Origin of the sequence: Streptomyces xantholiticus (assembly GCF_014651015.1) — a bacterium.
Taxonomy (GTDB): Bacteria; Actinomycetota; Actinomycetes; order Streptomycetales; family Streptomycetaceae; genus Streptomyces; species Streptomyces xantholiticus.
Genome location: NZ_BMWB01000031.1, coordinates 16,664 through 41,585, shown reverse-complemented (window position 1 = coordinate 41,585; position 24,922 = coordinate 16,664). Strand labels below are relative to the sequence as shown.

Below are 24,922 nucleotides of genomic sequence, written 5' to 3'. Positions count from 1 at the left end.
CAGGGGCGGCGCGCCGTCTCAGCCCTGCTTCACTTGACGATGTTGCCGATCTCCGGGGCGGGCTCGTTCTTGTAGTTGGCCGGACCGAAGTTGTCCGTCACGGCCTTGTTCCAAGCCTTGTCCTTGACCATCTTCTCGAGGGCGGCGTTGATCTTGTCGACCATCTCCTTGTCGCCCTTCTTCACGCCGATGCCGTAGTTCTCGTTGCTCAGCTTGAGGCCGGCGAGCTTGAACTTGCCCTTGTACTGCTCCTGGGCGGCGTAACCGGCGAGGATCGAGTCGTCCGTGGTCAGCGCGTCGACGGCGCCGCTCTGAAGTCCGTTGAGGCACTCCGAGTACGTGCCGACCTCCTGCAGCTGGGCCTTCGGGGCGAAGTCCTTCTTCACGTTCTGAGCGGACGTGGAGCCGACGACCGAGCAGAGCTTCTTGCCGTTGAGGTCCTCGCCCTTGGTGACGTTGTCATCGGCACGGATCAGCAGGTCCTGGTGGGCGAGGAGGTACGGGCCGGCGAAGTCGACCTTCTGCTTGCGCTCGTCGGTGATCGAGTACGTGGCGGTGATGAAGTCCACGTCGCCACGGGCCAGCGCGGTCTCGCGGTCGGCGCTCTTCGTCTCCTTGAACTCGATGTCGCCCTCGGCGTAACCGAGCTCCTTGGCGACGTACTTGGCGACATCGACGTCGAAGCCGGTGAATCCGTCCGGGGTCTTCAGACCGAGGCCCGGCTGGTCGTACTTGATGCCGACGGTGATCTTCTTGTCGCCACCGTCGCCCGAGCCGGTGTCCTTGCCGCTGTCGGAGCCGCAGGCCGTGGCCGACAGGGCGAGCGCGAGGACGGTGGCCGAAGCGGCGGTGACCTTACGAAGCTTCATGATGATGACTTCCCTAGAGTTGACGCGAAGTGTTGGATCAGACGCGAAGTGTGGGATCAGCTGATCCAGGACTCAGTGGTGAAGGATCTTCGACAGGAAGTCCTTGGCACGGTCGCTGCGAGGATTGCTGAAGAACTCCTCGGGCGACGCCTCTTCGACGATCTTGCCGTCCGCCATGAACACGACCCGGTTGGCGGCGGACCGGGCGAAGCCCATCTCGTGTGTGACGACCACCATTGTCATCCCGTCACGCGCGAGCTGCTGCATGACCTCGAGGACCTCGTTGATCATCTCGGGGTCGAGCGCCGACGTCGGCTCGTCGAAGAGCATGACCTTCGGGTCCATCGCCAGCGCCCGGGCGATCGCCACACGCTGCTGCTGGCCGCCGGAGAGCTGCGCGGGGTACTTGTCGGCCTGTGCACCGACGCCCACTCGGTCGAGCAGGGCCCGGGCCTTCGTCTCCGCGGCCTTCTTGTCGGCCTTGCGTACCTTTGTCTGCCCCAGCGTCACGTTCTCCAGCACGGTCTTGTGCGCGAAGAGGTTGAACGACTGGAAGACCATGCCGACATCCGCACGCAGCCGGGCGAGTTCCTTGCCCTCGTGCGGCAGCGGCTTGCCGTCGATCGAGATCGAGCCGGAGTCGACCGTCTCCAGGCGGTTGATGGTGCGGCACAGCGTGGACTTTCCGGACCCGGAGGGTCCGATGACGACCACGACCTCGCCCCGGGCGATGGTCAGGTCGATGTCCTGGAGCACATGCAACGCGCCGAAGTGCTTGTTCACGTTGCTCAGCACGACCAGATCGGCCGTGGGCACCGTGTCCTCGGCGTCCTTGGTCACTGACACTCCGCTCATCGGCTTCTTGCTCCGTCCTCCTCGGTTGGGAGGGACCTTAGTCACGCGCTGCGACCAGCGTCATTACATCTGAGGGGAAATTGAGCATAACGATCCGGCCTCATGCGGACACTATGCGTGAACGGGATGGTGCACTGCGATACCGGGTGGATAACGGAACCATCCGGTGCCCCGATGCCTCTTGACTGTGCGCCGGTAGATCCGACTTGATGCCCTGGGGTGTGTCACGGAACGGACCGGACTACGCCACGCGACCGCACCACGAACACCACACGACCGGAGGGGGGCCATGAGGCTGCTGCTCGTCGAGGACGACGACCATGTCGCCGCCGCCCTGTCCGCGGTGCTCGCCAGGCACGGTTTCCAGGTGGTGCACGCCCGAAACGGCGAGGAGGCCCTGCGGGCCGTCCTGCCGACCACAGAGCCGGCCAAGCCGCCCTTCGGTGTCGTGCTGCTGGACCTCGGTCTGCCCGACCAGGACGGCTACCAGGTGTGCGGCAAGATCAGGAAGCTCACCTCCACGCCCGTGATCATGGTGACCGCCCGCTCCGACGTCCGCTCCCGCATCCACGGGCTCAACCTCGGCGCCGACGACTACGTGGTCAAGCCGTACGACACCGGGGAGCTGCTGGCCCGGATCCACGCGGTCAGCCGGCGCACCACGACCGGCGACGACACCGCTGCGCCCGCAGCGGACGAGGCACTGCGACTCGGACCGGTCACCATCGAGCTGCCCACCCGCAGGGTCAGCGTGGACGGCGAGGCCGTACCGCTCACCCGTAAGGAGTTCGACCTGCTGGCGCTGCTCGCCCAGCGCCCCGGAGTGGTTTTCCGGCGCGAGCAGATCATCAGCGAGGTGTGGCGCACCAACTGGGAGGGCACCGGCCGCACCCTGGAGGTGCACGTGGCCTCTCTGCGCTCCAAACTCCGGATGCCCGCCCTGATCGAGACCGTGCGGGGCGTCGGTTACCGGCTCGTTGCCCCCGCCGGCGCGTAAGGCCCCCCGCCCCCGGTGCGTACCCGACTTCTTCCGCTGCTCATCGTCCTCATGGCCGGTGTGCTGCTCGCGCTCGGTTTTCCGCTGGCCGTGAGCCTTGCGGCGGCGCAGCAGCAGCGGGTCGTCGTCGACCGCATCGACGACACCGTGCGCTTCGCCGCGCTCGCCCAGTTCGTCACCGACCAGGGACCCGTACCGGACGAGCGGCGCTCCACGCTGCAGGAGCAGCTCGACCGCTATCACGACACGTACGGGATCAGGGCGGGCGTCTTCTACCGTGACGGCGACGTGATGGCCCGTGCGCCGCGCGACTGGTACATGCCGGCGGAGGGTGAGGGCCGCGAGGCGTTCCAGGAGGCGCTGACCGGCCGGCGCAGCGAGGACCCGTCGCAGGTGTGGCCGTGGCAGCGCGGCGAGCGGCTTGTCGTCGCCTCGCCCGTCGTACGGGACGGGGACGTCGTCGCCGTCGTGTTCACCGATTCGCCCACCGGCCAACTGCGCTCGCGGGTCCTGCGGGGCTGGCTGCTGATCGTGGCAGGTGAGTGTGTGGCGATGCTCGTCGCGGTCGGCGCGGCCTTCCGCCTCACCGGCTGGGTGCTCAGGCCCGTACGCGTCCTGGACGCCGCCACCCATGACATCGCGACCGGGCGGATGAACTCCCGCGTCGCGGCGGCCGGGGGGCCGCCGGAGCTACGACGGCTGGCCCGCTCGTTCAACGAGATGGCCGACAACGTCGAGGAGGTCCTCGAACAACAGCGGGCCTTCGTCGCCGACGCCTCCCACCAACTGCGCAACCCGCTCGCGGCGCTGCTGCTGCGCATCGAGCTGCTCGCCCTCGAGCTTCCCGAGGGGAACGCCGAGATCGCCTCCGTACGTACCGAGGGCAAGCGCCTCGCCCAGGTCCTGGACGACCTGCTCGATCTGGCGCTGGCCGAGCACGCCTCCGCGGAGCTCCGGCTCACCGACATCGGGGAGCTGGCGGCCGGGCGAGTGGCCGCCTGGCGGCCACTGGCCGACGAGAAGGGTGTACTGCTGTCCTCGCAGGTCGTCGCCGTCACCGCGTGGGCCGACCCCGTGGCGCTGTCCAGTGCGCTCGACGCGGTGATCGACAACGCGCTGAAGTTCACCCCGCAGGGCGAGGAGGTGACCGTGACGACCGCGTCACGGGGTAGCACCTCGACCATCGTGGTCACCGACCGTGGGCCGGGCCTGACCGGCGAGGAGCTGTCCCGGATCGGCGACCGTTTCTGGCGCAGCGGGCACCACCAGAACGTGAAGGGTTCCGGCCTGGGCCTCTCGATCTCGCGGGCGCTGCTCGCAGCGGGCGGCGGGTCCATCGCGTACGCGCACCATGAGCCGCACGGTCTGCAGGTGACGCTCTCCGTTCCGCGCACGCAGTCGGACGACACCTGACGGTCACCGCCTGCGGCGGGTCCACGGTTCGAGGGGGCTCACGGCTTGACCGACCGGTAGTAGCGGCGCGCGCCCTCGTGGAGCGGCAGGGGGTCCGTGTAGACGGCCGTCCGCAGATCCACCAGCTGTGCGGGGTGCACCGTGTTGCCGATGCGATCCCGGCTCCTGATCACCGTACGGGTGAAGCCCTCGGTCTGCGCCGGGCTCATCCTGTCCGTGGTGACCAGCAGGTTCGCCACCGCGATCGTCTCGACGGTCTGCCCGCCCTGCGCCTGCGGATAGGCGTCGGCCGGTATCGCGGCGGAACGGTAGTAGCTGGTCGGGTCGCCCGACGCGTGGAGCTTCGCCACCAGTTCCGGTCCCAGCGCGACCAGCCGGATCGGGAAGCGCTCCGACAACTCCTGCACGGTGTTGGTGGGCAGCCCTCCCGACCAGAAGAACGCGTCGACGGTGCCCTCCTCCAGCTGCCCCGGCGCCATGTTGATGCCGGAGGGGAGCGGGGTGATGTCCTGCTCGGGGTCGAGTCCGGCGGCCTTCATCAGCCGGTCGGCCACCAGTCGGATGCCGGACCCGTCCTGGCCGACGCCCACTACTTTGCCCCGCAGGTCGCGCACCGAGTCGACCGGCGAGTTCTTCGGCACGACGAGCTGGACGTAGTCGTCGTACAGCCGGGCGCAGCCGCGCAGCCGATCGGCTCCCGCGAGCCGCTGCCGCTTGTACTTGGCGACCGCGTCGGCGGTGGCGATGGTGAAGTCGGCCTCCCCGGACGCCACCCGCTCCAGGTTCTGCTGGGAGCCCTCGCTGGTGCGCAGGTCTATCTCCACGTCCGGCATGTCCCGGGCCAGGGCGTCCTTCAGCAGGACCCCGTAGCGCTGGTAGACGCCGCTGTGTGATCCGGTGCTCAGCGTCAGCTTCCCGCTCGGTGACGTCTGCCCGAAGGGCAGCAGCCACCACAGCAGCAGTCCGAGGACCACCAGGACCGCCGCGGCACCCTGCAGGGCGCGGCGGCGGCCGAGGCGGGAAAGGACCGGGGGCGCCGAGAGCATGGCGCGATCCTGCCAGCTTCCTCCCCAGGATGGCCAGGCAGGGCCGCTCCGCCCTCGGCCGCCGACTCAGCCGCGGGCGCCCCTCGCCGGCGCCCTCCACGGCCTGCTCCAGTGAGCCGGCGCCCTCAGCGGCGGGCGGCCGCGCGGGCGCTCTCCACGGCCTGCTTCAGTGAGCCGGCGGCGGTCTCACGGAACGCTGCCAGCCGGGGCACGTGGCCGGACTTGGTCATTTCCGAGTGCAGGAAGATCAGGTCGTCGCAGAGCCCCACCATGGCGAAGGCGGCACGCAGATACGGCTCCTGGAAGTCGGAGCCGTGGCGGGGCGTACCCGGCCCGTAGGCTCCGCCTCTCGCCGTCACCACGACGATCCGCTTGCCGGAAAGCGGTCCTTGTCCGGTCGCGGGGTCCACGATCATCGGGGGGATGGCGATGCGGTCGAACCAGGCCTTGAACGCGGAGGGTACGGAGAAGTTGTACATGGGCAGCCCGATCACCACCGTGTCGGCCGCCAGTACCTCCTCGATGAGCTCCCAGCTGAGGGCCCAGCTCCCCTTCTCCTCAGCTGTCAGGGCCGCGTCCCGCGCCTCGCCGAGATCGCGGATGCCGGCGGTCTCCAGCCGGGTCACGACCTCGATCTGTGCGGCGTCGACGTGCGGCACCGGCGCCGCGGTGAGGTCGCGGTGGATGTGCGTACCCGTCGGGTTGGCCGTTCGCCAGGCTGCGGCGAACTCCGCCGAGACCTGACGTGACACGGACTCCGGACGGGCGCTGGAGTCGAGGTGGAGCAGCGTTGGCATGCGAGAACCCCATCTAGGAGGAATCGGGCAGGGGGCCTTGTCATTCAACCGGTGAATCGCTTGTGAGTCCCGTATGTTGGCGTGACGGTCGACGACAGCCGGCGTTAGAAGAAGTGACGGTGCGGACGGTGCTCGACATACGGAAACTGGTGCTGCTGCGCGAGGTGGAGGCGTCCGGTTCCATCGCCGCGGCGGCACAGGCGTTGAACTACACACGCTCGGCCGTCTCGCAGCAGTTGTCCGCGCTGGAGGCCGAGACAGGTGTCGCGCTGGTCGACCGGGGGAGCCGGCGGGCCGGTCTCACGGTGGCGGGCCGGGCCCTCGTAGAACATACGGAGCGGATCCTGGAGAGGCTGGAGGCGGCCGAGTCCGTGCTGCTGGCCGTGACCGGCGACGTCGTCGGGGAACTACGGGTCGGTGTGCCGTTCCACGAGGGGCCCGCGCTGCTGGTGCCCGCCCTGACCCGTCTGCGTGCCGAGCACCCCGACCTGAGGATCACCCTGCACGGTGTTGCCGCGTCCGAGGGCCGCGAGGCGGTCCGGCTCGGACGGCTGGACGTGGTCATGGCGGCCCGTTACGACCAGGTCCCGGAGAAGCCCGTCCCGGGACTGCACGAGGAACCGATCGCGGACGACCCGGTGCGGATCGCGGTCGCCCCGGACGACGCGACGGCCGCGGGTTCCGGCCCGGTGGGGCTCGTTGGATTCGCTCATCGGCAGTGGATCCTCGATCCCGGCTCGGGACTCGGCAGGCTGGCGCTGCACGCCTGCGCGGCGGCGGGGTTCGCTCCCGATGTGGTGGCCGACACCGGCGACATGCAGGCCGCTCTCGGACTGGTGTCCCTCGGCTGGGGCGTTGCCCTGGTGCCGGACCTCGTGCCGGCCCGCCCCGGCTACCCGGTGCGCCGCATCCCCGTGGCCGAGCCCGAGCTCGTCCGGCGGCTGTCCCTGGTGGTCCGGCGCGGAGCCCTGACCCGGCCCGCGGTCGCTGCCGTCCTCGACGCGGTGCGGGTGGCGGCCGAGGCTCTCGCACCGGGTGCCGCGGCGGCACGGCCGGAGCCGGGGACCCGATAGCACCCGGGCACGGCGGAGCGGGCGTCGTCAGCTTTCGATCAGGCGGTGGAAGGCAGCTGTGTCGAAGATGTCCTCCATGCGCACGGCCTTGCCCCCGCTCAGCGTCCAGGAGTGCACGAACGACAGGGTCTCGGTACGGCCGCGTCTGGATGTCACCTGCCGCGTTCCGAAGACCACCACCCGGTCCCCCGACTGCACGAACTCCTCGGGCTGCAGACGCATGCCGCCCAGCACGTTCGGCACATGGGAGAGGAATTCCCTGACACCGGCGTGTCCGTGCTTCGTACCGCCCAGCCCGTAAGCGGCCATTCCGTCGGGGTGGATCCACTCCACGTCGGGTGCGAGGGTCTCCAGCAGCGCCGCCACGTCCCGCGAGCCGAAGGCCCGGTAGGCGCGCTGGATCAGATCGAGATGGGCGCTTCGCCCGGGAAGCCGGGGCGCGCTGTCCGTCTCGGGGGAGGTCCCGGCGGACACCGCCGGGCCGGGCTGTGCACCGGTCGGCGTACGGGGCAGTGACGCGGTCTGCATGGAGTTTCCTCATCCTCACCGGTTGACGTGCTCGGGGTACAGGCTTTCGAGGGTGCGGCGGATGCCGTCGCGCCAGCCGACCGTGCACGGTCCGGTCAGCTCCCTGCGCAGCGTGGGATCGAACTGGTAGGTCTCCCGGGTCACTTCGCTCGGTACGAGCTTCGCCTCGACGCCGGTGAGCGCCTCCATGTGGCGGATGCAGTCGGTGATGCCGACCGGTTCGTCGCCGCCCCAGTTCACCAGCCTCGCCGGCGTGGTGGCGGCCCGCCAGAGCGCGGGCACCTGCGCCACCAGGTCGTCGGTGTGCAGCAGCGAGCACCAGTTCTGGCCGTCGAGGGGCACCGGGATCGGCTCGCCGGCGAGCATGCGCCTGAAGTACAGCATCGGCACGCCGCCGTAACCGCCCGGACCGTAGGCGATGTTGAGCCGTGCGATCGTGGTGGGCAGGTCCAGCACGCGGGCGAAGGCCCTTACCGCGCCCTCGGTCGCGATCTTGCCGACCGGGTACGCCGGCAGCCAGTCGGCCACGCCGTCGACCGGGTCGGTCTCCGTGTAACGGTGATCCAGCGTCTGCCGTGCGTACAGGGCGCCCGTCGAGACGAACAGGAACGCCTCCGCGGTGCGGCAGTGCGTCATCAGCCGGCCGGCGGCGACGGCGTTGACCTCGACCGCGGCGTTGAAGTCGCCGTCCTCGCCGCGGCGTACGGCGGAGTGGATGACATGGGTGAAGTCCTCGGGGACGCCCCCCAGGCCGTCGCCCGAGAGGTCGTCCATGTCCCAGCGCCAGGTGGTGATCCCGCGTGCGGCCAGTTCCCGCTCGACGCCGGGTGCGCCGAAGCGGCCGAGGCACCAGACCTCGTTGTGCTCGGCCAGGGACTCGGCCACCGGCCGGGCGACCTGACCGGTGCCGCCGGTGACCAGGATCTTCTTGCCCTTCAGCGGGGCGGTCGGCTCGGTCATCGAAGGCTCTCTCCCTGTGCGGCGGCGGCCCGCGCCGCGGCCGTGCGGTCGGCGTCGACGAGAGCACTGTCGAGCTCCCGGCGGAGAATCGACTGGAAGGCCGCCACATGCTGGGGGCTCATCAGTGTGTAGTGCTCGCCGGGGACCCTGATGTAGCGGTTCTCTCCGGTGGTGTACTCGTCCCAGCGGCGCAGTTCGTTCTCGAGCCAGTCGTCGATGGTGCCGCGCAGAGGGACGGCGTAGAAGACGTTCATCGAGGACACGGTGCCGCTCGGTTGGTAGGAGCGGCCGAGGTCGGTCAACCGGTTCGCCAGTTCCGCCCATGCGCCGAACCGGTCGGCGTCCAGGTCGAGCTGGGCGAGACGTTCCTGCGGGGCGAGGGCCAGGAGCCGGGCCACCTGCTCCTCCGGGGCGAGTCCGCGCAGCCGGCCGGGCAGTTCCCGGGACTGCTTCTTGTCGATCAGGGAGAGGAAGAACGCCAGATTCGATGCGGTCTCCGCGAAGTCCAGTTCGTCCATGCGGTACTTGATGTGCGGCGGCAGGTTGAAGCTGCCGACGAAGTCCACCCGCTCGCCTTGCGACTGCAGCACCTTGGCGATCTCGAAGGCCACCACACCGCCGTACGAGTAGCCGGCGACGGCGTAGGGACCCTGGGGCTGTCGGGCCCTGATGGCCTCCACATAGCAGTCCACCAGCTGCTCGAAGGTGGCGAACGGCTTCTCGCCCTCGTTGAATCCCCGGGCCCGCAGCGCGTAGAACGGCCGGTCGCCCACGAAGTACTTGGCGAGGTTGACGAAGACCAGGACCTCGCCGACCCCGGGGTGCACACAGAACAGCGGGGTCCTGGTCCCACCGGTCTGCATGGGGACGATCGGATCGTACTCCGCGGCGTCCGCGCCGCCTGCCGTGTCCGCGCCGTGCGCGCCGGGTTCCACGGTGAGCCGGGCGGCGAGTGCGCGGACGGTCGGTGCCGTCATCAGGGTGATGATCTGCAGGCCGGTGACGCCGAGCCGCTGGGTCACCTTGCTGCGTAGCCGCAGGATGTCCAGGGAGGTGCCGCCCAGATCGAAGAAGTTGGCGGTGGCGCTGACCGTGCCGGGGTCGATGTCGAACATCTCGGCGTAGATCTCCGCCAGGATCCGCTCCGCCCTGCCCTCGGGAGCGGTGTAACCGCCGAGCATGCGCAGGGTGAGGTCGGCGACGTGACGCTGCTGGGTCTCGTACGCGCCCGCCTCCAGGCGCCGCCGCATCAGGGCGCGCTGGATCTTGCCGAGGCTGGTCTTGGGGAAGGCGTCTTTGGGCAGCGGCAGGATGAGGGACGGGCGGAAGCCCCAGTGCATCACCACACTGCTGCGTACGGCGGTGATCAACCGGTACAGTGCCGCGTCGTCGTCCTCCGGGAGATCGGGGTGGAAGGCGATCACCAGCTGTTCCGTGTCACTGCCCGCCGGGCGGACCGGGAACGCGGCGACATAGGACGCGGCCACGGAGTCGAGCTGCTCCAGAGCGGTCTCGATGTCGTGGCTGAAGTAGTTGACACCGTTGACGATGACGCTGTCCTTGCTGCGGCCCACGAGGGTGAGCCGGCCTTCGTCGAGGCGGCCCAGATCACCGCTGCGGAACCAGCCGTCGGCGGTGAACGCGTCCGCGGTGGCCTGCGCGTTGTTGTGGTAGCCGCGCGTGATCACGGGGCCCGTCAGCTGCAGCTCGCCCACTTCGCCCTCCGGCAGCGGCCGGTCGTCCGCGTCCGCGATCCTGATACGCAGGCCCTCGACGGGGGTGCCCAGGTTGGCGAACTCCTTGCCGCGGTCGATGCCGGGGAAGGAGGCACGGGAGTAGACGCTGCCCGCGCAGGTCTCCGTCATCCCGAAGGCCGGCCAGAGCGCGTCCCGGGCGAGGCCGTACGGCTCCAGCAGGTCGAGGAACGCCTCGCCGGTGGCGCAGACCACGGCCTCACCGCCGCTGATGATGTGCCGCAGACGGGTCAGATCCAGCTGCCCGTCCGTCTCCGCGATCCGGTCTGCCGAGGAATTGATCAGCCCGAGAAGGAAGTTGGGGGTGAAGGTCATCGTCACGCCGTGCCGCGAGACGATCCGCAGGAACTCCAGCGGCTCGCCGAGGACGACCGGGGCCTCGACATGGATCTGCCTGGCGCCGGTGGACAGCGGCAGCAGATGGCACTCGAGCAGCGCCGCCACATGGTCGAAGGACACCCAGTTCAGGGTGGTGTCGTCTGCGCCGAGCCGGTGGTGGCCGTTCTTCGCGGCCATGGAGGCCAGCAGATTCGCGTGGCTGAGCATGACGGCCTTGGAGCTGCCGGTCGACCCGGAGGTCAGCACCAGGACGGCGGTGTCGTCGGGCGCGGCCTGGTGGAAGGCGGCCGGCTCGGTGCCGTACAGCTGGTCGAGCGGGGTGACGGAGAGACCCGGCACCGGCGGCAGTTCGGCGGCCAGGGACTCGCTCGTGACGATCAGTGGGCCGTCCAGCAGCGTGTCGACGTGCTCGAGCTGTGCGGCCCAGCGCTCCGGGTCGCCGCGGAGGGGGGCCATCGGGCACGGGACGTATCCGCCGAGCACAGCGCCCCAGAACGCGGTGAGGAAGTCCTGCGGGCGCTCGAGTACCAGTACGACCTTGTCCTGGGGCCGAAGGCCCCGCTCCCGCAGTCCGGCCAGCACACGTGCGGCGTCGGCCAGCAGATCGGGGTGGCTCTGGTCGAGGAACTGCGCGTCCGCTCCGCCCAGGCAGTAGCGGATCCCCGAATCGGGGTGCTGCTCGGCGGCACGCAGGAGGAGGCCGGCGATGCTCTGCGAAGGTGCGATGTTCACGTTGGTCTGTCTCCGTTGCCTCGGGGCACGGCAGGGGAGGTGTCCCCGCGTGGCGTCGTAAGGATGTGAAGGACCTGACGAGAAGTCGTGTGGTGAGGGCGGCGCGGGCGGTCGTGCCGCGTGGGTGGTGCCGGCCTCAGCCGTGGAATGCGAGTTGCTGCACGGTGATGTCGCCGCCGACGCCCGCGGGTACCGCCACGGCCGCCGTCCAGCCGTCGGGCACCAGGGCGTCGGCCACGTGCCAGGTGGTCGGGGTGGCGAGGGCGCCGGTGGTCACCTCGGCGGGCCCGGGGGTCCGGGCGTGGGTCTCCAGCTCGGTCAGATCGGTGACGATCCCGATGCCGACGGCCTTGAGGACCGCTTCCTTGCGTGTCCAGCAGCGCAGGAACGCCCTGGTGCGGCCGAGGCCCTCCGGGGCGGCGAGGACCGCGTCGTGCTCACGGGAGGTCAGCACGCTGCCCGCGAGCTCGTCGACGGGGATGTCCCGTACCGCCTCGGCGTCCACGCCGATTCGGAAAGGGGCGACGGCCAGCATGCCGAGTCCGGAGGAGTGGGAGATGCTGATCTGCCATTTGGTTTCCGGATGAACGACCGCCGGCGGTCCGTGCTTCTCACTTCCGCACCCCGGACACGGGTTTCGGCCAAATGAAATCTCGGTGGCCGGCATCTCGAGGACGCCGGCCAATATCCGCCTCACCGCAGCGCGGCAGGAGATGTATTCGGCTGCCGCCTCGGCTGATTTCATTTGATCCACACGTGCGCGCTCCACGCCGTCCAGCAGGTCGAGATCGGCCCGGGTGTACGTCCCCGTCGGTACGTGCCACCACCACGCCCGGGCATCGGTCGCGGAGGGAGTGGACGGGGTGGCACTGACGGAGTGGGCGATCGGTGCGCATCGTGTGGTCACCCCGTGACCGTAGGTGTGAAACCGCGCACAGTGGTGGTGCGTTGACAGCAAAGGGTCACTGCTCTGACGGTGCGTGACCGGACGGCTGCCTCGGGTGACTCAAGTGGGAGTTGCGTACTTCTCTTCCGGGACGGGAGTGCAGCTTGCTGACAGTCGGGGCGGATCGGTTGCCGAGTGGCTTGAAGTGTCACGGTTCCATCTGTGCCGTACGAGCCTGTGAGTGCCGATCTTGTTGACTGGTTCGTAACCAGCGAACTAGTGTTCCCTGGCGGGCAATCGAAGGCTTTCTTGGCGTGAAAGCGGTGCCCGGTTGAACAGCTGTATCGGGCAATCTTCTGCCGGCGATCCCGGGGAGTCGCCCGTGACCAATACTGAGGATCGGCGCGGACACGGAAGAAGATCCTGAGTAGTCAAGGGGGCGCAAGTGATGGATATGGTCATTGATCCACCAGGTGTGGACGGGGAGTCGCTGCAGGAGGGGCACGCGGCGCACCTGGAGCAGACGTTGCTGCAGGCCCATGCCCTGATCGAGTCCACGGTCTCTCTCTACCGCAGGCAGCCGGTCGACCACCCTGCTGCCGATCCCACGGACGTCGCGGTGCTCGACAGCGCCCTGAGACAGCTCATCGGCGGTGTAAGGCACTCGCTCAGTGTGGCCATGACCGGGCCCGGCGACTTCTCCGACCGTGTGCTCAGGCTGCTGACCCGGGTCGGCCCGGAGGTGGCGGTGCGGGTGCTGTGCACCCCGGAAGCCGCGGAAACCTCCCTCGCCTCGTTACGCAGGCTCCCCGAGGCCCGCCTGGAGGTCCGGGTCTCCGAGCGCGAACTGCGCGAGGTCGTGGTGGTCGACGGAGCGGGCGCACTGGTGAGGTCAGCCGCAGGCGGAGACGGACAGCAGGCCACTGTCGTCAACGACGCCGCTGCCGTACGGGCACTGGAGCTGCTGTTCGCCGGCACCTGGTCCCGCGGCCGCAAGCTCGCCGATCATCTGGGCCTGAGCCCGCGCCTGCGCAGCGAGCTCACCCGCAAGATTCTGGAGCGGCTCCGGGCCGGACACACCGACGACGTCGCGGCGCGCGACCTCAGCGTCTCGCTGCGCACCTACCGCCGCCACGTGGCCGAGATCATGCGGGAACTCGACGCCAACTCCCGCTTCCAGGCGGGGGTACGCGCTGTCGAACTGGGTCTGCTGGCGGAGTAGCGGCAGCGGCCGGCACACCGGGTGTATGCGGTTCAATCACGGGCGGTCCGCCCACAGAAAGCCAATCGGGGGATGGTGAAGGACGACGTGTCCAGAGAATCGGACGTGCCCAGGGAATCGGGCGACGACCTGGAGCACGCTCTGCTGGAGGTCCGGGCTCTCATCGAGTCGACCGTGGCCATCCATCGAGGCCGCAGCGTCCGAAGACAACAGATCGCCACCATCGAGGGCGGCTACGGAGCGGTGCTGGATGCGGCGGAAGAGCTCATCGTGGGTGCCGACCGCACGATCGACATCGTGCACGCCCGGATGCCGGGCGCCAGTGAACAGCTCGACCGGGCACAGCGCTCGGAGCGGGAACTGATCTACCGGGCCAAGGAGACCGTCTCCGTACGGCTGCTGGCCAGCCCTGCGCTGCTCGACGAGTCGTATGTACGCGAACAGCTCGGCAGGGAACGGCCGGTGGCGATACGGGTGGCCCGGGTACCTCCGCTCCAGGCGCTGCTGATCGACGGAACGACCGGGCTCGTGGTGGCCGAATCCGCGGTCGGCCGCCGGGCCTCGCTGATCAGGGCCCCCGAAGTGCTGCGCACGCTGCACGTCCTCTTCGAGAGCGTCTGGAGCAACGCGGTACCGGCCGGTGAGCGCATCGTCTTCGGGGACCGGGACCGCGCGATGCTCGCCCGGCAGATCCTCGGCGCCCTCAGAGGCGGTGTCACCGACGAGGTCGCCGCCCGCGAACTCACCGTGTCGGTGCGGACCTACCGCCGCTACGTCGCGGAGATCATGGCCCTGCTCGGCGCGAATTCACGCTTCCAGGCAGGGGTCAGAGCAGCTGAATTGGGGCTCCTTCCGCCTGCCTCCGCACCCGGCACCGGCGGCCCGGGTTCGCTGTCCTGAAAGCTTCTGGCAGCTTCCTGAAAGGATCGTTGCCGCCCTTCCTCGCTGGGAGTTGTATAGGCCTCGAGGCACGGGATTCCAGCTCTGCGGAAAACCTGTCCCCGGCGGCCGTCCATCCCCCGTGTACGCCGCCGGTGCACGGGGTCCGCGCTGTTCGGACTCCCGTGCCTCCCCCCGGTTTGCACCGCGTGGAAGGCGGGCCATGAAACAATTGCCGTTCGGTCTGGTGTTTCCCGGACAGGGCACTCAGAAAAAGGGAATGGGCGAGCCGTGGCGGGAAACGCCGTCGTGGCGCCTCACGGAAACGATCTCCGAGGTCACCGGAGAGGATCTTCCCGAACTGCTGCTGCACGCCCCCGACGAACAGCTTCGGCGTACCGACCTCGCGCAGCTCACCGTGTTCACCGTCGCTCTGATCGCGCACGCCGAGGCGGTGCGGACCGGGGTGCTCGGCGGACAGGTCGTCGCCTGCGCCGGCCACAGCCTGGGCGAGTACGCCGCGTTGACCGCGGCCGGCGCCCTCACCGTCGACGCCGCCGCGGCGCTCGTCGCCGCCCGCGGCCGGGCCATGCGCACGGCGGCCGAGGACCGGCAGGGCACCATGGGCGTCCTGGTCGCAGCGCCGGCGGACGAGGTGGAGGCCCTTGTGCGCGAGGTGCGCGCCGCCGGGGCCGACATATGGGTCGCCAACGTCAACGCGCCGGGCCAGACGGTGGTGTCCGGTTCTCCCGAGGGGATCGACCGGGTCGACGCCGAGGCGCCCTCCATCGGCGCCAAGATGATTCGCCTGCGGGTCGGCGGCGCCTTCCACAGCCCCTACATGGCTCCCGCCGCCGAGTCGCTGCGCACGGCCCTGAAGAACACCGCGTTCGCCGCCGCGCACCTGCCCGTGGTGGCCAACGTCGACGCCGAGCCGTACGCGGGCGACTGCGACTGGCCCGAGCTCGGCACCCGCCAGCTCACCGGCCCGGTGCTGTGGGAGCAGAGCGTGCGGACCCTCACCGGGGTGCTCGGCTGCGGCCGCCTGGTCGAGCTGGGCCCGGGACGCACCCTGGCCGGGCTGATCCGCCGGATCGACCCGGACATCGAGGTCGTGTCCGTGGACGGACCCGGCGCCCTGAACTGACGCACCCCGCCAGCGAGGAGACCGACGCACCATGGCACTCGGCACGGACAGTATCTGGCTGCGCAGATACGCCACCCAGGACCCGCCCCGGATGCGGCTGGTCTGCCTCCCGCACGCCGGCGGCTCCGCCAGCTTCTTCCACAGCTGGAGTCACGCCTTCGGCAGCGACGTCGAGGTTCTCGCAGTCCGCTACCCCGGCCGCCAGGAACGCATCGCCGAGGAGCTCTTCACCGAGATGGAAGCGCTCGCGGACGCGGTCACCGAAGCGCTGCTGCCCGTCTCGGACCTCCCTCTGGCCCTTTTCGGGCACAGCATGGGCGCATCGCTGGGCTACGAGGTCGCCCTGCGGCTCCAGCGGCACGGGACGTCCCCCGCCGTACTCATGGTCTCCTGCCGCAAGGCACCCCATCTGCTCACGCCCCGCACGGTGCCGCTCGGCGACGACGACGAGCTGGTGGCCGAGGTGAAACGGCTGGGCGGCACCGACACCGCGCTCCTCGACGATCCCGACCTGAGAGAGCTGATCCTCCCGGCCGTCCGCGCCGACTTCTCCATCGTCTCGACGTACCCCGCGCGTCCGGGCGAACCGCTGGACTGCCCCGTCGTCGGCTACGTCGGCGACAGCGACCCGGACGTCGACATCGAGGGCGTCCGCGGCTGGGCCGTGGTGGCTCCCACGGGCTTCGACCTCAAGGTGCTGCCGGGCGGGCACTTCTATCTGATGGATCGCCGGGACGAACTCGTCGCGGACATCCGCACACGGCTGGCGCCGGAGCGATGAACACCGCAACGCAGCCACTGCCGATGAGCGGGGTCGGGGTGCTGGACAAGGCGTCGATCCTGCTGAGCGTGGTCGAACGCGAGGCGGTGACGCTCGCGGAACTCGTCGCCCGCAGCGGGCTCGCCCGGCCGACGGCCCATCGGATCGCGGTCGCCCTGGAACGCCTTGGGCTGCTCGCCCGGGACTTCGACGGCCGGTTCGTGCTCGGTCCGCGCCTCGGCCTGCTCTCCGTGGAGGCGCAGCGGGACCGGCTGGTCCAGGCGGCTCCTCCCGTGCTGGCCGATCTGTGCAGTCTGACCGGGCTCGACGCGAGGCTCCTGCGGCGCCGCGGCGCCCTGCAGATCTGTGTCGCCACCTCGGCGTCGGGCCGGACCGACGCTGTTCCGGTCGGGACCTCCCGGCCGGCCAAGTCCGGGCCTGCCGCCCAGGTGCTGCTCGCCTGGGAGGACCCGGAGGAACTGTACGAAGGGCTGCGCGGGGCCCGGTTCAACGCCGCTCAGCTCGCCCAGGTGCGCCGCCGCGGCTGGGCGCACGGCCCCGATTCCATGGCGCCGGGCAGTGCAGCGTACGCCGTGCCCGTGCGGACGAAGGAGCACCGGGTGGTGGCCGCCCTGGCGCTGTCGGGGCCGCTCGAGCGGGTGCCCGCGACACCGAGCCGCATGCTCAGCGGTGCGCTGATCGATTCCGCCGCCTCGCTGAGTGACGCACTGCGGCGTATCCAGGGTGAATTCGTGCCTGCCGGCTCCGCAGGAACGTGAACAAAAGGGCAGCGGTGGCAGCTTGTTGCAGCCGCCGTTGTGGCCGATGGGGCACGGCGACAGTATTCATTTGCGAGTAATCCTGCCGCGGACCGATCGGCGGCACATTCGAAAAGGGGAAAAGGCGTGTCCACTGCAACGCGCGACGAGCGTCTCGTCACCATCAAGGAAATCGTCTGCGACATTCTCGAGATCGAGGAGGACGAGGTCACGGAGGTCAGCCTTTTCAAGGAGGACCACAATGCCGACTCCCTTCGCGCGATTGAAATTCTGGCCGCGCTCGAGAAGGAGTTCAAGGTTGTCATCAACCAGTCCGAGCTGCCGCGCATGGTGAACCTCAAGGGTGTCTACGAGGTCGTCTCGGAGCCGGCCGGCTGGTAGTCGGTCCGGCCGCGGCGGATTGGGAGGTTGGCATGACGGCAGTGCGCGGCACCGGCCAGGCCGGGCCGGAACGACACCGGGTCGTCCTCACCGGACTCGGTGTGGTCTCCAGCATCGGGCTGGGGGCGAAGGAGTTCCTCCGGGGGCTCCGGGAAGGGCGCAGCGGGGCACGGCCCATCTCGGTGTTCGACACCGAGGGCTTCGCCCACGCGAACGGGTGTGAGATCACCGATTTCGATCCGCGGGACTGGATCGGCACGCTCGACGTGGAACAGCTCGGCCGGGCCGCGCAGTTCTCGGCGGCGGCGGCCCGGATGGCCCTGGAGGACTCGGGACTCGACCTGACGGAGCTGCGCGCCCGTCGTGGACTGATCTCCATCGGTACCACCGACGGCGAGAGTTATGACCTCGACCAGATGGTCGAGAACGAACTGGCCGACGGCACCGGCATGTTCGAACCCATGGCAGCACGGCGGGTGCCGGCCGGCCGGCTCTCGGTGGCCATCGCCCAGGAGCTGGGCCTCACGGACGTGGAGGCGCTCACCATTCCGACCGCCTGCTCGGCCGGCAACTACGCCATCGGCTACGGCTTCGACGCCGTCAGCTCCGGCGAGGCCGAGTTCGCCTTCTGCGGCGGCGCGGACGCGATGTGCCGCAAGACCTTCACCGGTTTCTACCGGCTCGGCACCATCGCCCCGGACCGCTGCCAGCCCTTCGACGTGGACCGCAAGGGCATCCTCACCGGCGAGGGCGCGGGCGTACTCGTTCTGGAGCGTCTCGACTCCGCCCTGGCGCGCGGCGCCACCATCTACGCCGAGGTCCTCGGCTACGGCCTCAACTGCGACGCCCACCACCAGGTGGCGCCCGATCGGGACAGCGTCGCCGAACTGATGCGGCTCGCCCTGGACAACGCCGGCGTCAAGCCGCACGAGGTGGACCTCATCTCCGCGCACGGCACCGGCACCAAGGCCAACGACATCACCGAGGCGGGCGCCATCCGCCAGGTCTTCGGGGACACGCCTCCGCGCACCGTCTCCATGAAGTCGATGCTCGGCCACTCCATGGGTGCCGCAAGCGCGCTCGGGGCCATCGGCTGCGCCCTCGCCATCCAGAACCGTTTCATCCCGCCCACCATCAACCACGTCACCACCGACCCCGAGTGCGACGTCGACTGTGTCCCGAACGAGGCGGTCGAGGCCGACCTGAGGATCGTGCAGAACAACGGTCTCGCGTTCGGCGGCAACAACGCGGCAGTCCTCCTCGGCCGGTACGACGCGATCAAGGAGGCGTCATGACGATCCGCCCCATCATCGGGATGGGCGCCGTCGCCGCCACCGGCTCCGGGGTCGACGAACTCTTCGAGAGCCTGTGCGAGGGCCGCAGCGGCCGGGCCGAGCTCCGCGGGTTCGACCGCAGCAGGTTCCGGGCGCAGCACGCGTACGAGGTCGACAACAGACCGGTCGCCGGCGAGGACGTACCCGGCCGTGCGACGGGGCTGCTGCTCGACGCCGTCGGCCAGGCGGCCGCCGACGCCGGTCTCGGCGAGGACCTGAGCGGCATCCCCGTACTGGTCGGGACCGGCCTGCGGGAGCTGCGCTCCCTCGAGCTGTGGTGGCGCGACGGCTCGCCGTTCGCGGACTCCGGCCTGCACTTCGGCCCTGGGCTGCGCGAGCGCTTCAACGCCGACGTCACCCACACCTTCTCCAACGCCTGCTCCGCCTCGCTGTACGCCCTGGCACTCGGCTCCGATCTGCTGAACCAGGAGGGCGACGACGCGCCCGACACCGTGATCGTCGCCGGCGTCGACGTGCTGACGGAGTCCATGTACGGGCTGCTCGAGCGCGTGCACCCGCAGCCGCCGGACCGGGTGCGGCCCTTCGACCGCAACCGCACCGGTGTGCTGATGGGCGACGGCGCCGCGGCGATCGTGCTGCGCCGCACCGAGCAGGACGCGCCCCAGGTGCACGGCAGGCTGCGCGGCGTCGCCGTCAACTGCGACGCCTACCACGTCACCGCGCCCTCCCCGGAGGGCATCGCGGAGGCCATGCGTGCCGCCCACCGGCTCGCCGGCGTCAAGCCCTCCGACGTCGACCTGGTGATGCTGCACGGCACCGGCACGCTCCTCAACGACGAGGCGGAGGCCACCGCGCTCGCCGATGTACTCGGCGACTGCGCCTCCGGGCCGCTGATGACCGCGGTGAAGTCCATGACCGGGCACACCTCCGGGGCGTCCGGCCTGATCAACCTGATCGTGGGCGTGCGCGCCCTGAAAGAGGGACGGGTACCGCCGACCGTGGGCCTCGAGGAGCCGGTCGAGGAGGCCGCCCCCTTCCGCTTCGTCACGGGAGAGGCGGCCGGCTCCCGGCAGCTGAACGTGGCGCAGCTCAACGCCTTCGGATTCGGCGGCATCAACGCCGTCGCCATAGTGGAGGGCCCCCGATGACCTCGCAGAGCACCGACACCACCGTGGTGGTCTCCGGCGCCGCCGTGCTACTACCCGGCGCCGACACCGTACGGGCCCTCGCCGAAGGCCCGGCCGAGGGCGGCACCCCGGTCGAACCGGCCGAGCACGTCGGCCGCAAGGGCCTGCGCTACAAGGACCGGGCCACCCAGCTCGGTTACTGCCTCACCGCGGCGGCCCTCAAGGACGCCGGGCTGCTCGGCGACGACGGCCTCACCTGCGCCCCCGAGAGCGTGGGCGTGGTCGCCAGCTCCAACTTCGGGAACCTCGACACGGTCGCCCGGGCCCTGGACACGATCCGGGACGAGACGGTCACCGCGACCAGCCCGATGGACCTCCCCAACGCGTCCAGCAACGTCATCGCCTCGTCCGCGGCCATCCGCTACGGCCTGCGCGGTCCCAATTTGATGGTCTGCAACGGCGAGACGTCCGGCTTGGACGCGATGCACTGGGCGACCACGATGATCGCGGCGGGACGGGCCGAGCGCGTCCTCGTGCTCGGCGTCGAACCCGACAACGACGTGGTGCGCAAGCTGCTCGGCGGCGCCCGCGCGGTGGACGGCGGCGCGGCCCTCGTCCTGGAGTCCCGGCCGGCGGCCGAGCGGCGCTCGGCGACTGTACGCGCGGTACTCGGCCCGTACACCAGGGGTGCCGGCACGCCCGTGCCCGGCAGCGCCCGACGCTGGGAACTGCCGGAGCACCTCGGGCGCGCCTCCGGAGCGCACGGGGTCCTCCAGTGCGCCGCCGCCGTCGGCTGGTTCGACGCAGGGGAGCGAGGCCCGGTCCACGCCGTCGCCGGCACCGCTGCGGACGACGCGAGGGCCGGCCTGCTGCTCATGGCTCCCGAGGCAGCGTGATGACCACCCATGTGGACCTCAGGCCCGTGTCCGTGCAGCAGCGCACCGAGGGCCCCGGCCCCCGCGTGCTGCTGCTGCACGGCCTGGCCGCCAACGACAGCGTCTGGGCGCGCACGCTCCCGTTGCTGCCGGACGACTACCAGCTGTGGACCGCGCGTCTGCCGTGGCGCACGGAGACGATCGCCGAGTGGGGCGAGCAGCCCAACCTCCGAGGCCGGCTGGCCAAGGCGCTGGAGGCGGTGCCCGGCGGGCCCACGGTGGTCGTGGCGCACTCCATGGCGGCCAACGTGCTGCTGGACCTGCTCGACCAGAAGAACCGGGGCGGCGTCGACGCGCTGCGCCAGTTCGGCATCCGCGCCCTCGTGCTCGTCTCGCCGTTCTACCGCCGCTCCGCCGACGAGTTCGACTGGAACACCATCAGCTACTACCTCAACGACTTCCACCTGATCATGGAAGAGGGGATCCGGGTCCACTCGGACGGCCGGTTCCCCGCCGACCTGCAGGAGGCCATGGGCCGGCGGGTGCGCGACCGGGTCGGGCCCTACGGCTGGTTCCGGTTCTTCGACCTCTATCTGCGCACGCCGACCCTGCAGACCGGCCGCATCACCGTCCCCACCCTGGTCCTGGGCGGCGAGAGGGACTTCGCCGCCCGGCCGGACGAGAGCCTGGCGCTCGCCGGCGCACTCCCCGACGCGGTCTCCCGCGTCCTGCCCGGCTGCGGGCACTTCCCGATGATCGAGGCGGCCGAGGAATTCGCCGCCACGGTTCGGGACTTCGTCAACACGACCATGGGCGTCACCCCCCAGCGCGGGACCGCCCCTCTCAACGCTCTGGAGCCCCAGCGATGACCCTCGTCACCGACACCGCCGTCAAGGCGCTCCTCGACTCCACCACGACCACGCAGGTGCGCCCCCGCTACGAGGGCTCCAACATCTGCACCTGGATCGGCTTCAAGCACGTCAACTACCTCGTCGAAGAAGCCGTCCTGGACCACTTCCGGCAGGCCGGGCTGCCCGCCCGCGCGCTGTACGAGGAGCACGGCCTCGGCCTCGACATCGTTTCCATCGACAGCCGCATCCTGCACGCCTTCCACATGGACGACATCGCCGACGCCGAGGTCGTGCCGTGGACGAAGGACGACGATGCCACCATCGGCTTCAAGGTCACCATCCAGTTCGAGCGGAACGGCGAGATCCACAAGGCGGTGACCTCCAAGGTCCGCGTCTCGCTGCGCATCGACACCTACCTCGAGGCGGCCGGGGAGGTCCCGGCCGAGCTGGCCCGGTTCGCCGTCGCCACCCTCGGAGACGACCTGGAGCGCGAGGCCCCCACCGCCGCCCCTGCCGAGGAGGAGATCCTCGCCTCGCTCACCGCCGGACAGAACGCGTACGCCTGGAAGTGGAACATCCCGTACCCGTACTGCCACTTCACCGAGCGCATCCAGATGTCCGGCTATCTGCGGCTGATGGAGGAGGGCAAGGACCGCTTCGTCGCCGACCGCGGCATCTCCATCAAGACCCTGCTCGACGACCGCCGCTGGATCCCGGTCGTGCCCCGCTCCGACATCCGCGTCCTCGACGAGGCGCTGATGGAGGAGGACCTCTATACGGTCTACACCGTCGAGGAGGTCTTCAAGGACTTCACCTACACCTCGCGCATGGACTTCTACGTGCTGCGCGACGGCAAGCTGGTCAAGACCGCCACCGGCCGCATCGTGCACGGCTACGCCGTCATCGAGAACCGCCGCGACTGGAGCCTGGTCAACTTCGACCAGCGGGTGATCGACGCCATCAACGGCAAGGCGCCGCAGGCGTGACGGAGATCTGGGAGAGCGGCGGCCCGCCCAGGCTGCTGCTCATCGAGAGCCAGGGGCGCGTCGCGCAGGACTCCGGTTTCCGGCGCGACGCGGTCACCCAGGTCCTCACCGGGCACTCGGTGCTGCTCTTCCTGGTCCAGGACGGCGTCGTGCTGGCGGTGCCGGGCAGCGACGAGGACCTGGACCGGTTCCAGAAGGGCGGCGGGGTGCTCGCCGCGGACGGGTTCTCGCTCGCCCAGCGGGGACTCGACACGGATCTGCTCAGGCCCGAGCTGCGGGTCGTCGGCATGGACGAAGTGGCGGGCTGGATCCTCGACCCCGCCGTCCGGGTGGTGTGGCACTAAGTGGCCAGGAGGATTCCCGAGACCGATGTGCTGATCACCCTCATGGGCGCCCCGCACGGCAGTGACCAGGTCACCAGCGCACTGCGGCTGACCCAGGCCCTGCTGGAGCGGGGGGCCAGTGTCCAGGTGTGGACCTGCGGCTACGCCACGCTGCTCACCCAGCGTGCGCTGGGCCCGGACAAGCCGCGCAATCTCGCCGACTGGAACCGCGACTACCCCTCCACGGCGGCGCTGGCCGAGGAACTGCTCACCGCCTTCCCCGGCCGGCTGTACTGGTACGGCTGCCGGTTCTGCAGTGACGACCGGGGCGCCGCGGAGCATCTGCCGCAGGTGGTGCTGCGCCCGCCCGCCGGATACGCGGCCAATGTGGCCGCCGCCGGCAAGACCCTACTGGTCGGGGTGATCTGATGAGGCATCAGGAGAAGGCGGACGGGCGGGTGCTCGCCATCGTCGAACGCGGCTACCGGGGCGCGCTGGAGAAGCAGTTCTTCGACGAGCTCTACCTCGCGACGGAACTGCACCGGCAGCTCGGTGGTCTCGACGTCCTGTTGCGCGGCCAGGCCGTGACGTACGCCCTGGACGCGCCGCCCGTACCGCCGCTGCGCATCGGCAACCGCACGGTGGACACACTCACCGACCCCCGCCAGGGGCTGCGCACCCTCCTGGAGGCAGGCGTCGGCGTCTGGGCGGAGGAGCCGGACCTGGCCGCCCTGGGTGCGGCCGGCTCACCGGACCGGCTGCTGGCCGGCATCCGCATCGCCCGGGAGGGCGAGACGGCCTCCCGCTGGACCGACTACCGGATGGTCTGTTTCTTGTGACCGCCGCACCGACGGCGCACGCGCCGCAGTGACTTCGCGAGCTCGACGAGCTCGATGAGCGGAAGGAAGTACGACGCACATGTCCACACTCACCACGGGCGCCGGCCGCCCGGTGATCACCGCCTGGTCGGCCGTGTCGTCGTACGGCATCGGCAGGGCGGCGTTCGCCGAGGGCCTGCGCGAGCAGCGCCGGACCGTGGCCGACCTCGGCCCCGAGCACGGCGAGACCCCCGACGGCACCGGCTGCGTGGTCCCTGGATTCGACATCCGCAAGGTGCTCGGCAAGAAGGGCACCCGCTCCATGGACCGGGTCACCGGACTCACCGTCACCGCCGTCGGCGCTCTCCTCGACGACGGCAACCGCAACCGGACGGTCGGCACCGGCGAGGGCGCCGCCTTCGCGCTCGGCACCACCACCGGAAGCGCCCAGTCCATGATGGACTTCACCCGGGACTCCCTCACCGGCGAACAGCCCTTCTTCGTCGACCCGGCGCGCTTCCCGAACACCGTGATGAACTGCGCCGCCGGCCAGAGCGCCATCTGGTACCAGCTCAAGGGCCCCAACGCCACCATCGCCGGCGGCCGGACCGCCGGGCTGCACGCCCTCAACTACTCGCGCCGCCTGCTCGGTTCCGGCCGCGCCCGCACCGTGCTGTGCGGCGCCGCCGAGGAGTTCTCGCAGGCCCGAGCCTGGCTGGAGCGCCGGTCCGGTGACGAGGGGGACGCCTCGCCGGGCGCTCCGCTCGGCGAGGGCTGCGCCATGCTCCTGGTCGAACCGCACGACCCCGACGACGCCGCCCAGCCCGTCCTCGCCGAACTCGTCGCCGTCGAACTCGGCGTCGTGCTCGACTCAGACACCCGCCCCGCCCTCGTGTCCTGCCTCCGCTCCGCGCTGCACCGGGCCGGTGTCGCAGCGGACGAGGTCGTGGCCGTCGCCCGGTCCGCGGCGCCCGGCCGCGAGGGCCGGGGCGAGGCCGAGGCCGTGGCCGAGGTGTTCGGCGACGGCGGCCCCGCCGACCTCACGCCCACCGGGCTGATCGGCGACACCGGCGCCGCCGCCGCGGCCTTCCAGGCCGCAGCCCTGCTGTCGTACGCCGCCGACCGGCCCGAGGCCGCGGCCGGCCGGATCGGCGTGATCACCTCCGTGGACCGCACCGGCACCGTCGGCTGCGCCCTGCTCGGCCTGCGCTGAGACCCCTCCGGCGGATC

The 24,922-nt window shown here is 70.4% G+C and carries 26 protein-coding genes; 18 read left to right on the top strand and 8 right to left on the bottom strand.

Features of this window, described 5'->3' with window-relative positions:
• Nucleotides 1–29: 29 nt before the first annotated feature.
• The gene (locus IE198_RS30890) at nt 30–869 is read right to left on the bottom strand and encodes a glutamate ABC transporter substrate-binding protein (RefSeq protein ID WP_189892610.1); all 840 of its coding nucleotides are present in this window, start codon (nt 867–869) and stop codon (nt 30–32) included.
• A 72-nt stretch (nt 870–941) separates the two neighbouring features.
• A complete protein-coding gene (locus tag IE198_RS30885) occupies nt 942–1,724 on the bottom strand; it encodes an amino acid ABC transporter ATP-binding protein (RefSeq protein WP_189892608.1) in 783 nt (260 codons plus the stop codon).
• A gap of 289 nt (nt 1,725–2,013) precedes the next feature.
• Here IE198_RS30885 and IE198_RS30880 point away from each other — a divergent pair, with 289 nt between their 5' ends.
• A complete protein-coding gene (locus IE198_RS30880) occupies nt 2,014–2,721 on the top strand; it encodes a response regulator transcription factor (protein ID WP_189892606.1) in 708 nt (235 codons plus the stop codon).
• Between the two features lie 15 nt (nt 2,722–2,736).
• Nucleotides 2,737–4,134 (top strand): sensor histidine kinase, encoded by a 1,398-nt coding sequence (locus IE198_RS30875; protein ID WP_189892604.1) that lies wholly within the window; start codon nt 2,737–2,739, stop codon nt 4,132–4,134.
• Nucleotides 4,135–4,172: 38 nt separating this feature from the next.
• Here IE198_RS30875 and IE198_RS30870 read toward each other — a convergent pair whose 3' ends face one another.
• Together IE198_RS30870 and IE198_RS30865 are read right to left on the bottom strand one after the other, a co-directional pair.
• A complete protein-coding gene (locus IE198_RS30870; protein WP_189892602.1) occupies nt 4,173–5,180 on the bottom strand; it encodes a TAXI family TRAP transporter solute-binding subunit in 1,008 nt (335 codons plus the stop codon).
• A gap of 125 nt (nt 5,181–5,305) precedes the next feature.
• Nucleotides 5,306–5,977 (bottom strand): FMN-dependent NADH-azoreductase, encoded by a 672-nt coding sequence (locus IE198_RS30865; RefSeq protein WP_189892600.1) that lies wholly within the window; start codon nt 5,975–5,977, stop codon nt 5,306–5,308.
• A 128-nt stretch (nt 5,978–6,105) separates the two neighbouring features.
• Here IE198_RS30865 and IE198_RS30860 point away from each other — a divergent pair, with 128 nt between their 5' ends.
• Nucleotides 6,106–7,050, top strand: coding sequence for a LysR family transcriptional regulator (locus IE198_RS30860; protein ID WP_189892598.1), 945 nt, complete (start codon nt 6,106–6,108; stop codon nt 7,048–7,050).
• 27 nt (nt 7,051–7,077) lie between these two features.
• Here the strand turns inward: IE198_RS30860 and IE198_RS30855 are convergent, their stop codons facing one another.
• The 4 genes from IE198_RS30855 to IE198_RS30840 all read right to left on the bottom strand — a co-directional run bounded on the left by IE198_RS30855 (nt 7,078) and on the right by IE198_RS30840 (nt 11,898).
• On the bottom strand, nt 7,078–7,578 hold the full coding sequence (locus IE198_RS30855) for a nuclear transport factor 2 family protein (protein ID WP_189892596.1): 501 nt from the start codon (nt 7,576–7,578) through the stop codon (nt 7,078–7,080).
• Nucleotides 7,579–7,593: 15 nt separating this feature from the next.
• Nucleotides 7,594–8,538: an NAD-dependent epimerase/dehydratase family protein gene (locus tag IE198_RS30850; protein WP_189892593.1), complete on the bottom strand. Its 945-nt coding sequence runs from the start codon at nt 8,536–8,538 to the stop codon at nt 7,594–7,596.
• Complete coding sequence (locus tag IE198_RS30845; RefSeq protein ID WP_189892591.1) at nt 8,535–11,363, bottom strand: non-ribosomal peptide synthetase; 2,829 nt, start codon at nt 11,361–11,363, stop codon at nt 8,535–8,537. The genes IE198_RS30850 and IE198_RS30845 overlap by 4 nt, the downstream gene beginning before the upstream one ends.
• Nucleotides 11,364–11,499: 136 nt before the next feature.
• On the bottom strand, nt 11,500–11,898 hold the full coding sequence (locus IE198_RS30840) for a 4'-phosphopantetheinyl transferase family protein (RefSeq protein WP_229834551.1): 399 nt from the start codon (nt 11,896–11,898) through the stop codon (nt 11,500–11,502).
• Between the two features lie 799 nt (nt 11,899–12,697).
• On the opposite strand from IE198_RS30840, the gene IE198_RS30835 reads away from it, so the two are divergent.
• From IE198_RS30835 to IE198_RS30765, 15 genes are all read left to right on the top strand, one after another.
• On the top strand, nt 12,698–13,471 hold the full coding sequence (locus IE198_RS30835) for a helix-turn-helix transcriptional regulator (protein WP_229834548.1): 774 nt from the start codon (nt 12,698–12,700) through the stop codon (nt 13,469–13,471).
• An 87-nt stretch (nt 13,472–13,558) separates the two neighbouring features.
• Nucleotides 13,559–14,371 carry a LuxR family transcriptional regulator gene (locus tag IE198_RS30830; RefSeq protein WP_229834546.1) on the top strand — a complete coding sequence of 271 codons (813 nt, stop codon included), beginning with the start codon at nt 13,559–13,561 and terminating at the stop codon, nt 14,369–14,371.
• A 202-nt stretch (nt 14,372–14,573) separates the two neighbouring features.
• The gene (locus tag IE198_RS30825) at nt 14,574–15,497 is read left to right on the top strand and encodes an ACP S-malonyltransferase (protein ID WP_189892587.1); all 924 of its coding nucleotides are present in this window, start codon (nt 14,574–14,576) and stop codon (nt 15,495–15,497) included.
• Nucleotides 15,498–15,528: 31 nt separating this feature from the next.
• Entirely contained in the window at nt 15,529–16,278 is a 750-nt protein-coding gene (locus tag IE198_RS30820; RefSeq protein ID WP_189892585.1) for a thioesterase II family protein, read from the top strand.
• On the top strand, nt 16,275–17,036 hold the full coding sequence (locus IE198_RS30815; RefSeq protein ID WP_373300030.1) for an IclR family transcriptional regulator: 762 nt from the start codon (nt 16,275–16,277) through the stop codon (nt 17,034–17,036). The genes IE198_RS30820 and IE198_RS30815 overlap by 4 nt, the downstream gene beginning before the upstream one ends.
• A gap of 126 nt (nt 17,037–17,162) precedes the next feature.
• Entirely contained in the window at nt 17,163–17,417 is a 255-nt protein-coding gene (locus IE198_RS30810) for an acyl carrier protein (RefSeq protein ID WP_100109525.1), read from the top strand.
• A 32-nt stretch (nt 17,418–17,449) separates the two neighbouring features.
• Nucleotides 17,450–18,712, top strand: a complete 1,263-nt coding sequence (locus IE198_RS30805) for a beta-ketoacyl-[acyl-carrier-protein] synthase family protein (RefSeq protein ID WP_189892583.1) — start codon at nt 17,450–17,452, stop codon at nt 18,710–18,712.
• Nucleotides 18,709–19,860, top strand: a complete 1,152-nt coding sequence (locus tag IE198_RS30800; protein ID WP_189892581.1) for a beta-ketoacyl-[acyl-carrier-protein] synthase family protein — start codon at nt 18,709–18,711, stop codon at nt 19,858–19,860. Before IE198_RS30805 ends, IE198_RS30800 begins: the two co-directional genes overlap by 4 nt.
• On the top strand, nt 19,857–20,735 hold the full coding sequence (locus IE198_RS30795) for a beta-ketoacyl synthase N-terminal-like domain-containing protein (protein ID WP_189892579.1): 879 nt from the start codon (nt 19,857–19,859) through the stop codon (nt 20,733–20,735). The genes IE198_RS30800 and IE198_RS30795 overlap by 4 nt, the downstream gene beginning before the upstream one ends.
• Nucleotides 20,735–21,583 carry an alpha/beta fold hydrolase gene (locus IE198_RS30790; RefSeq protein ID WP_189892577.1) on the top strand — a complete coding sequence of 283 codons (849 nt, stop codon included), beginning with the start codon at nt 20,735–20,737 and terminating at the stop codon, nt 21,581–21,583. The genes IE198_RS30795 and IE198_RS30790 overlap by 1 nt, the downstream gene beginning before the upstream one ends.
• Complete coding sequence (locus IE198_RS30785) at nt 21,580–22,551, top strand: thioesterase family protein (RefSeq protein WP_189892575.1); 972 nt, start codon at nt 21,580–21,582, stop codon at nt 22,549–22,551. Before IE198_RS30790 ends, IE198_RS30785 begins: the two co-directional genes overlap by 4 nt.
• Complete coding sequence (locus IE198_RS30780) at nt 22,548–22,895, top strand: DsrE family protein (protein ID WP_100109531.1); 348 nt, start codon at nt 22,548–22,550, stop codon at nt 22,893–22,895. Before IE198_RS30785 ends, IE198_RS30780 begins: the two co-directional genes overlap by 4 nt.
• Nucleotides 22,896–23,303 carry a hypothetical protein gene (locus tag IE198_RS30775; RefSeq protein ID WP_189892572.1) on the top strand — a complete coding sequence of 136 codons (408 nt, stop codon included), beginning with the start codon at nt 22,896–22,898 and terminating at the stop codon, nt 23,301–23,303.
• Complete coding sequence (locus IE198_RS30770; RefSeq protein ID WP_189892570.1) at nt 23,303–23,713, top strand: hypothetical protein; 411 nt, start codon at nt 23,303–23,305, stop codon at nt 23,711–23,713. The genes IE198_RS30775 and IE198_RS30770 overlap by 1 nt, the downstream gene beginning before the upstream one ends.
• 79 nt (nt 23,714–23,792) lie before the next feature.
• Nucleotides 23,793–24,905, top strand: a complete 1,113-nt coding sequence (locus IE198_RS30765) for a beta-ketoacyl synthase N-terminal-like domain-containing protein (RefSeq protein WP_189892568.1) — start codon at nt 23,793–23,795, stop codon at nt 24,903–24,905.
• Nucleotides 24,906–24,922: the final 17 nt, after the last annotated feature.

Bases quoted from the DNA above. Each gene is read 5' to 3' on its own strand.
- IE198_RS30890 (WP_189892610.1), bottom strand. From the start codon at position 869: ATGAAGCTTCGTAAGGTCACCGCCGCTTCGGCCACCGTCCTCGCGCTC.
- IE198_RS30885 (WP_189892608.1), bottom strand. From the start codon at position 1,724: ATGAGCGGAGTGTCAGTGACCAAGGACGCCGAGGACACGGTGCCCACG.
- IE198_RS30880 (WP_189892606.1), top strand. From the start codon at position 2,014: ATGAGGCTGCTGCTCGTCGAGGACGACGACCATGTCGCCGCCGCCCTG.
- IE198_RS30870 (WP_189892602.1), bottom strand. From the start codon at position 5,180: ATGCTCTCGGCGCCCCCGGTCCTTTCCCGCCTCGGCCGCCGCCGCGCC.
- IE198_RS30865 (WP_189892600.1), bottom strand. From the start codon at position 5,977: ATGCCAACGCTGCTCCACCTCGACTCCAGCGCCCGTCCGGAGTCCGTG.
- IE198_RS30855 (WP_189892596.1), bottom strand. From the start codon at position 7,578: ATGCAGACCGCGTCACTGCCCCGTACGCCGACCGGTGCACAGCCCGGC.
- IE198_RS30850 (WP_189892593.1), bottom strand. From the start codon at position 8,538: ATGACCGAGCCGACCGCCCCGCTGAAGGGCAAGAAGATCCTGGTCACC.
- IE198_RS30840 (WP_229834551.1), bottom strand. From the start codon at position 11,898: ATGCTGGCCGTCGCCCCTTTCCGAATCGGCGTGGACGCCGAGGCGGTA.
- IE198_RS30835 (WP_229834548.1), top strand. From the start codon at position 12,698: ATGGATATGGTCATTGATCCACCAGGTGTGGACGGGGAGTCGCTGCAG.
- IE198_RS30825 (WP_189892587.1), top strand. From the start codon at position 14,574: ATGAAACAATTGCCGTTCGGTCTGGTGTTTCCCGGACAGGGCACTCAG.
- IE198_RS30820 (WP_189892585.1), top strand. From the start codon at position 15,529: ATGGCACTCGGCACGGACAGTATCTGGCTGCGCAGATACGCCACCCAG.
- IE198_RS30815 (WP_373300030.1), top strand. From the start codon at position 16,275: ATGAACACCGCAACGCAGCCACTGCCGATGAGCGGGGTCGGGGTGCTG.
- IE198_RS30805 (WP_189892583.1), top strand. From the start codon at position 17,450: ATGACGGCAGTGCGCGGCACCGGCCAGGCCGGGCCGGAACGACACCGG.
- IE198_RS30800 (WP_189892581.1), top strand. From the start codon at position 18,709: ATGACGATCCGCCCCATCATCGGGATGGGCGCCGTCGCCGCCACCGGC.
- IE198_RS30795 (WP_189892579.1), top strand. From the start codon at position 19,857: ATGACCTCGCAGAGCACCGACACCACCGTGGTGGTCTCCGGCGCCGCC.
- IE198_RS30790 (WP_189892577.1), top strand. From the start codon at position 20,735: ATGACCACCCATGTGGACCTCAGGCCCGTGTCCGTGCAGCAGCGCACC.
- IE198_RS30785 (WP_189892575.1), top strand. From the start codon at position 21,580: ATGACCCTCGTCACCGACACCGCCGTCAAGGCGCTCCTCGACTCCACC.
- IE198_RS30770 (WP_189892570.1), top strand. From the start codon at position 23,303: ATGAGGCATCAGGAGAAGGCGGACGGGCGGGTGCTCGCCATCGTCGAA.
- IE198_RS30765 (WP_189892568.1), top strand. From the start codon at position 23,793: ATGTCCACACTCACCACGGGCGCCGGCCGCCCGGTGATCACCGCCTGG.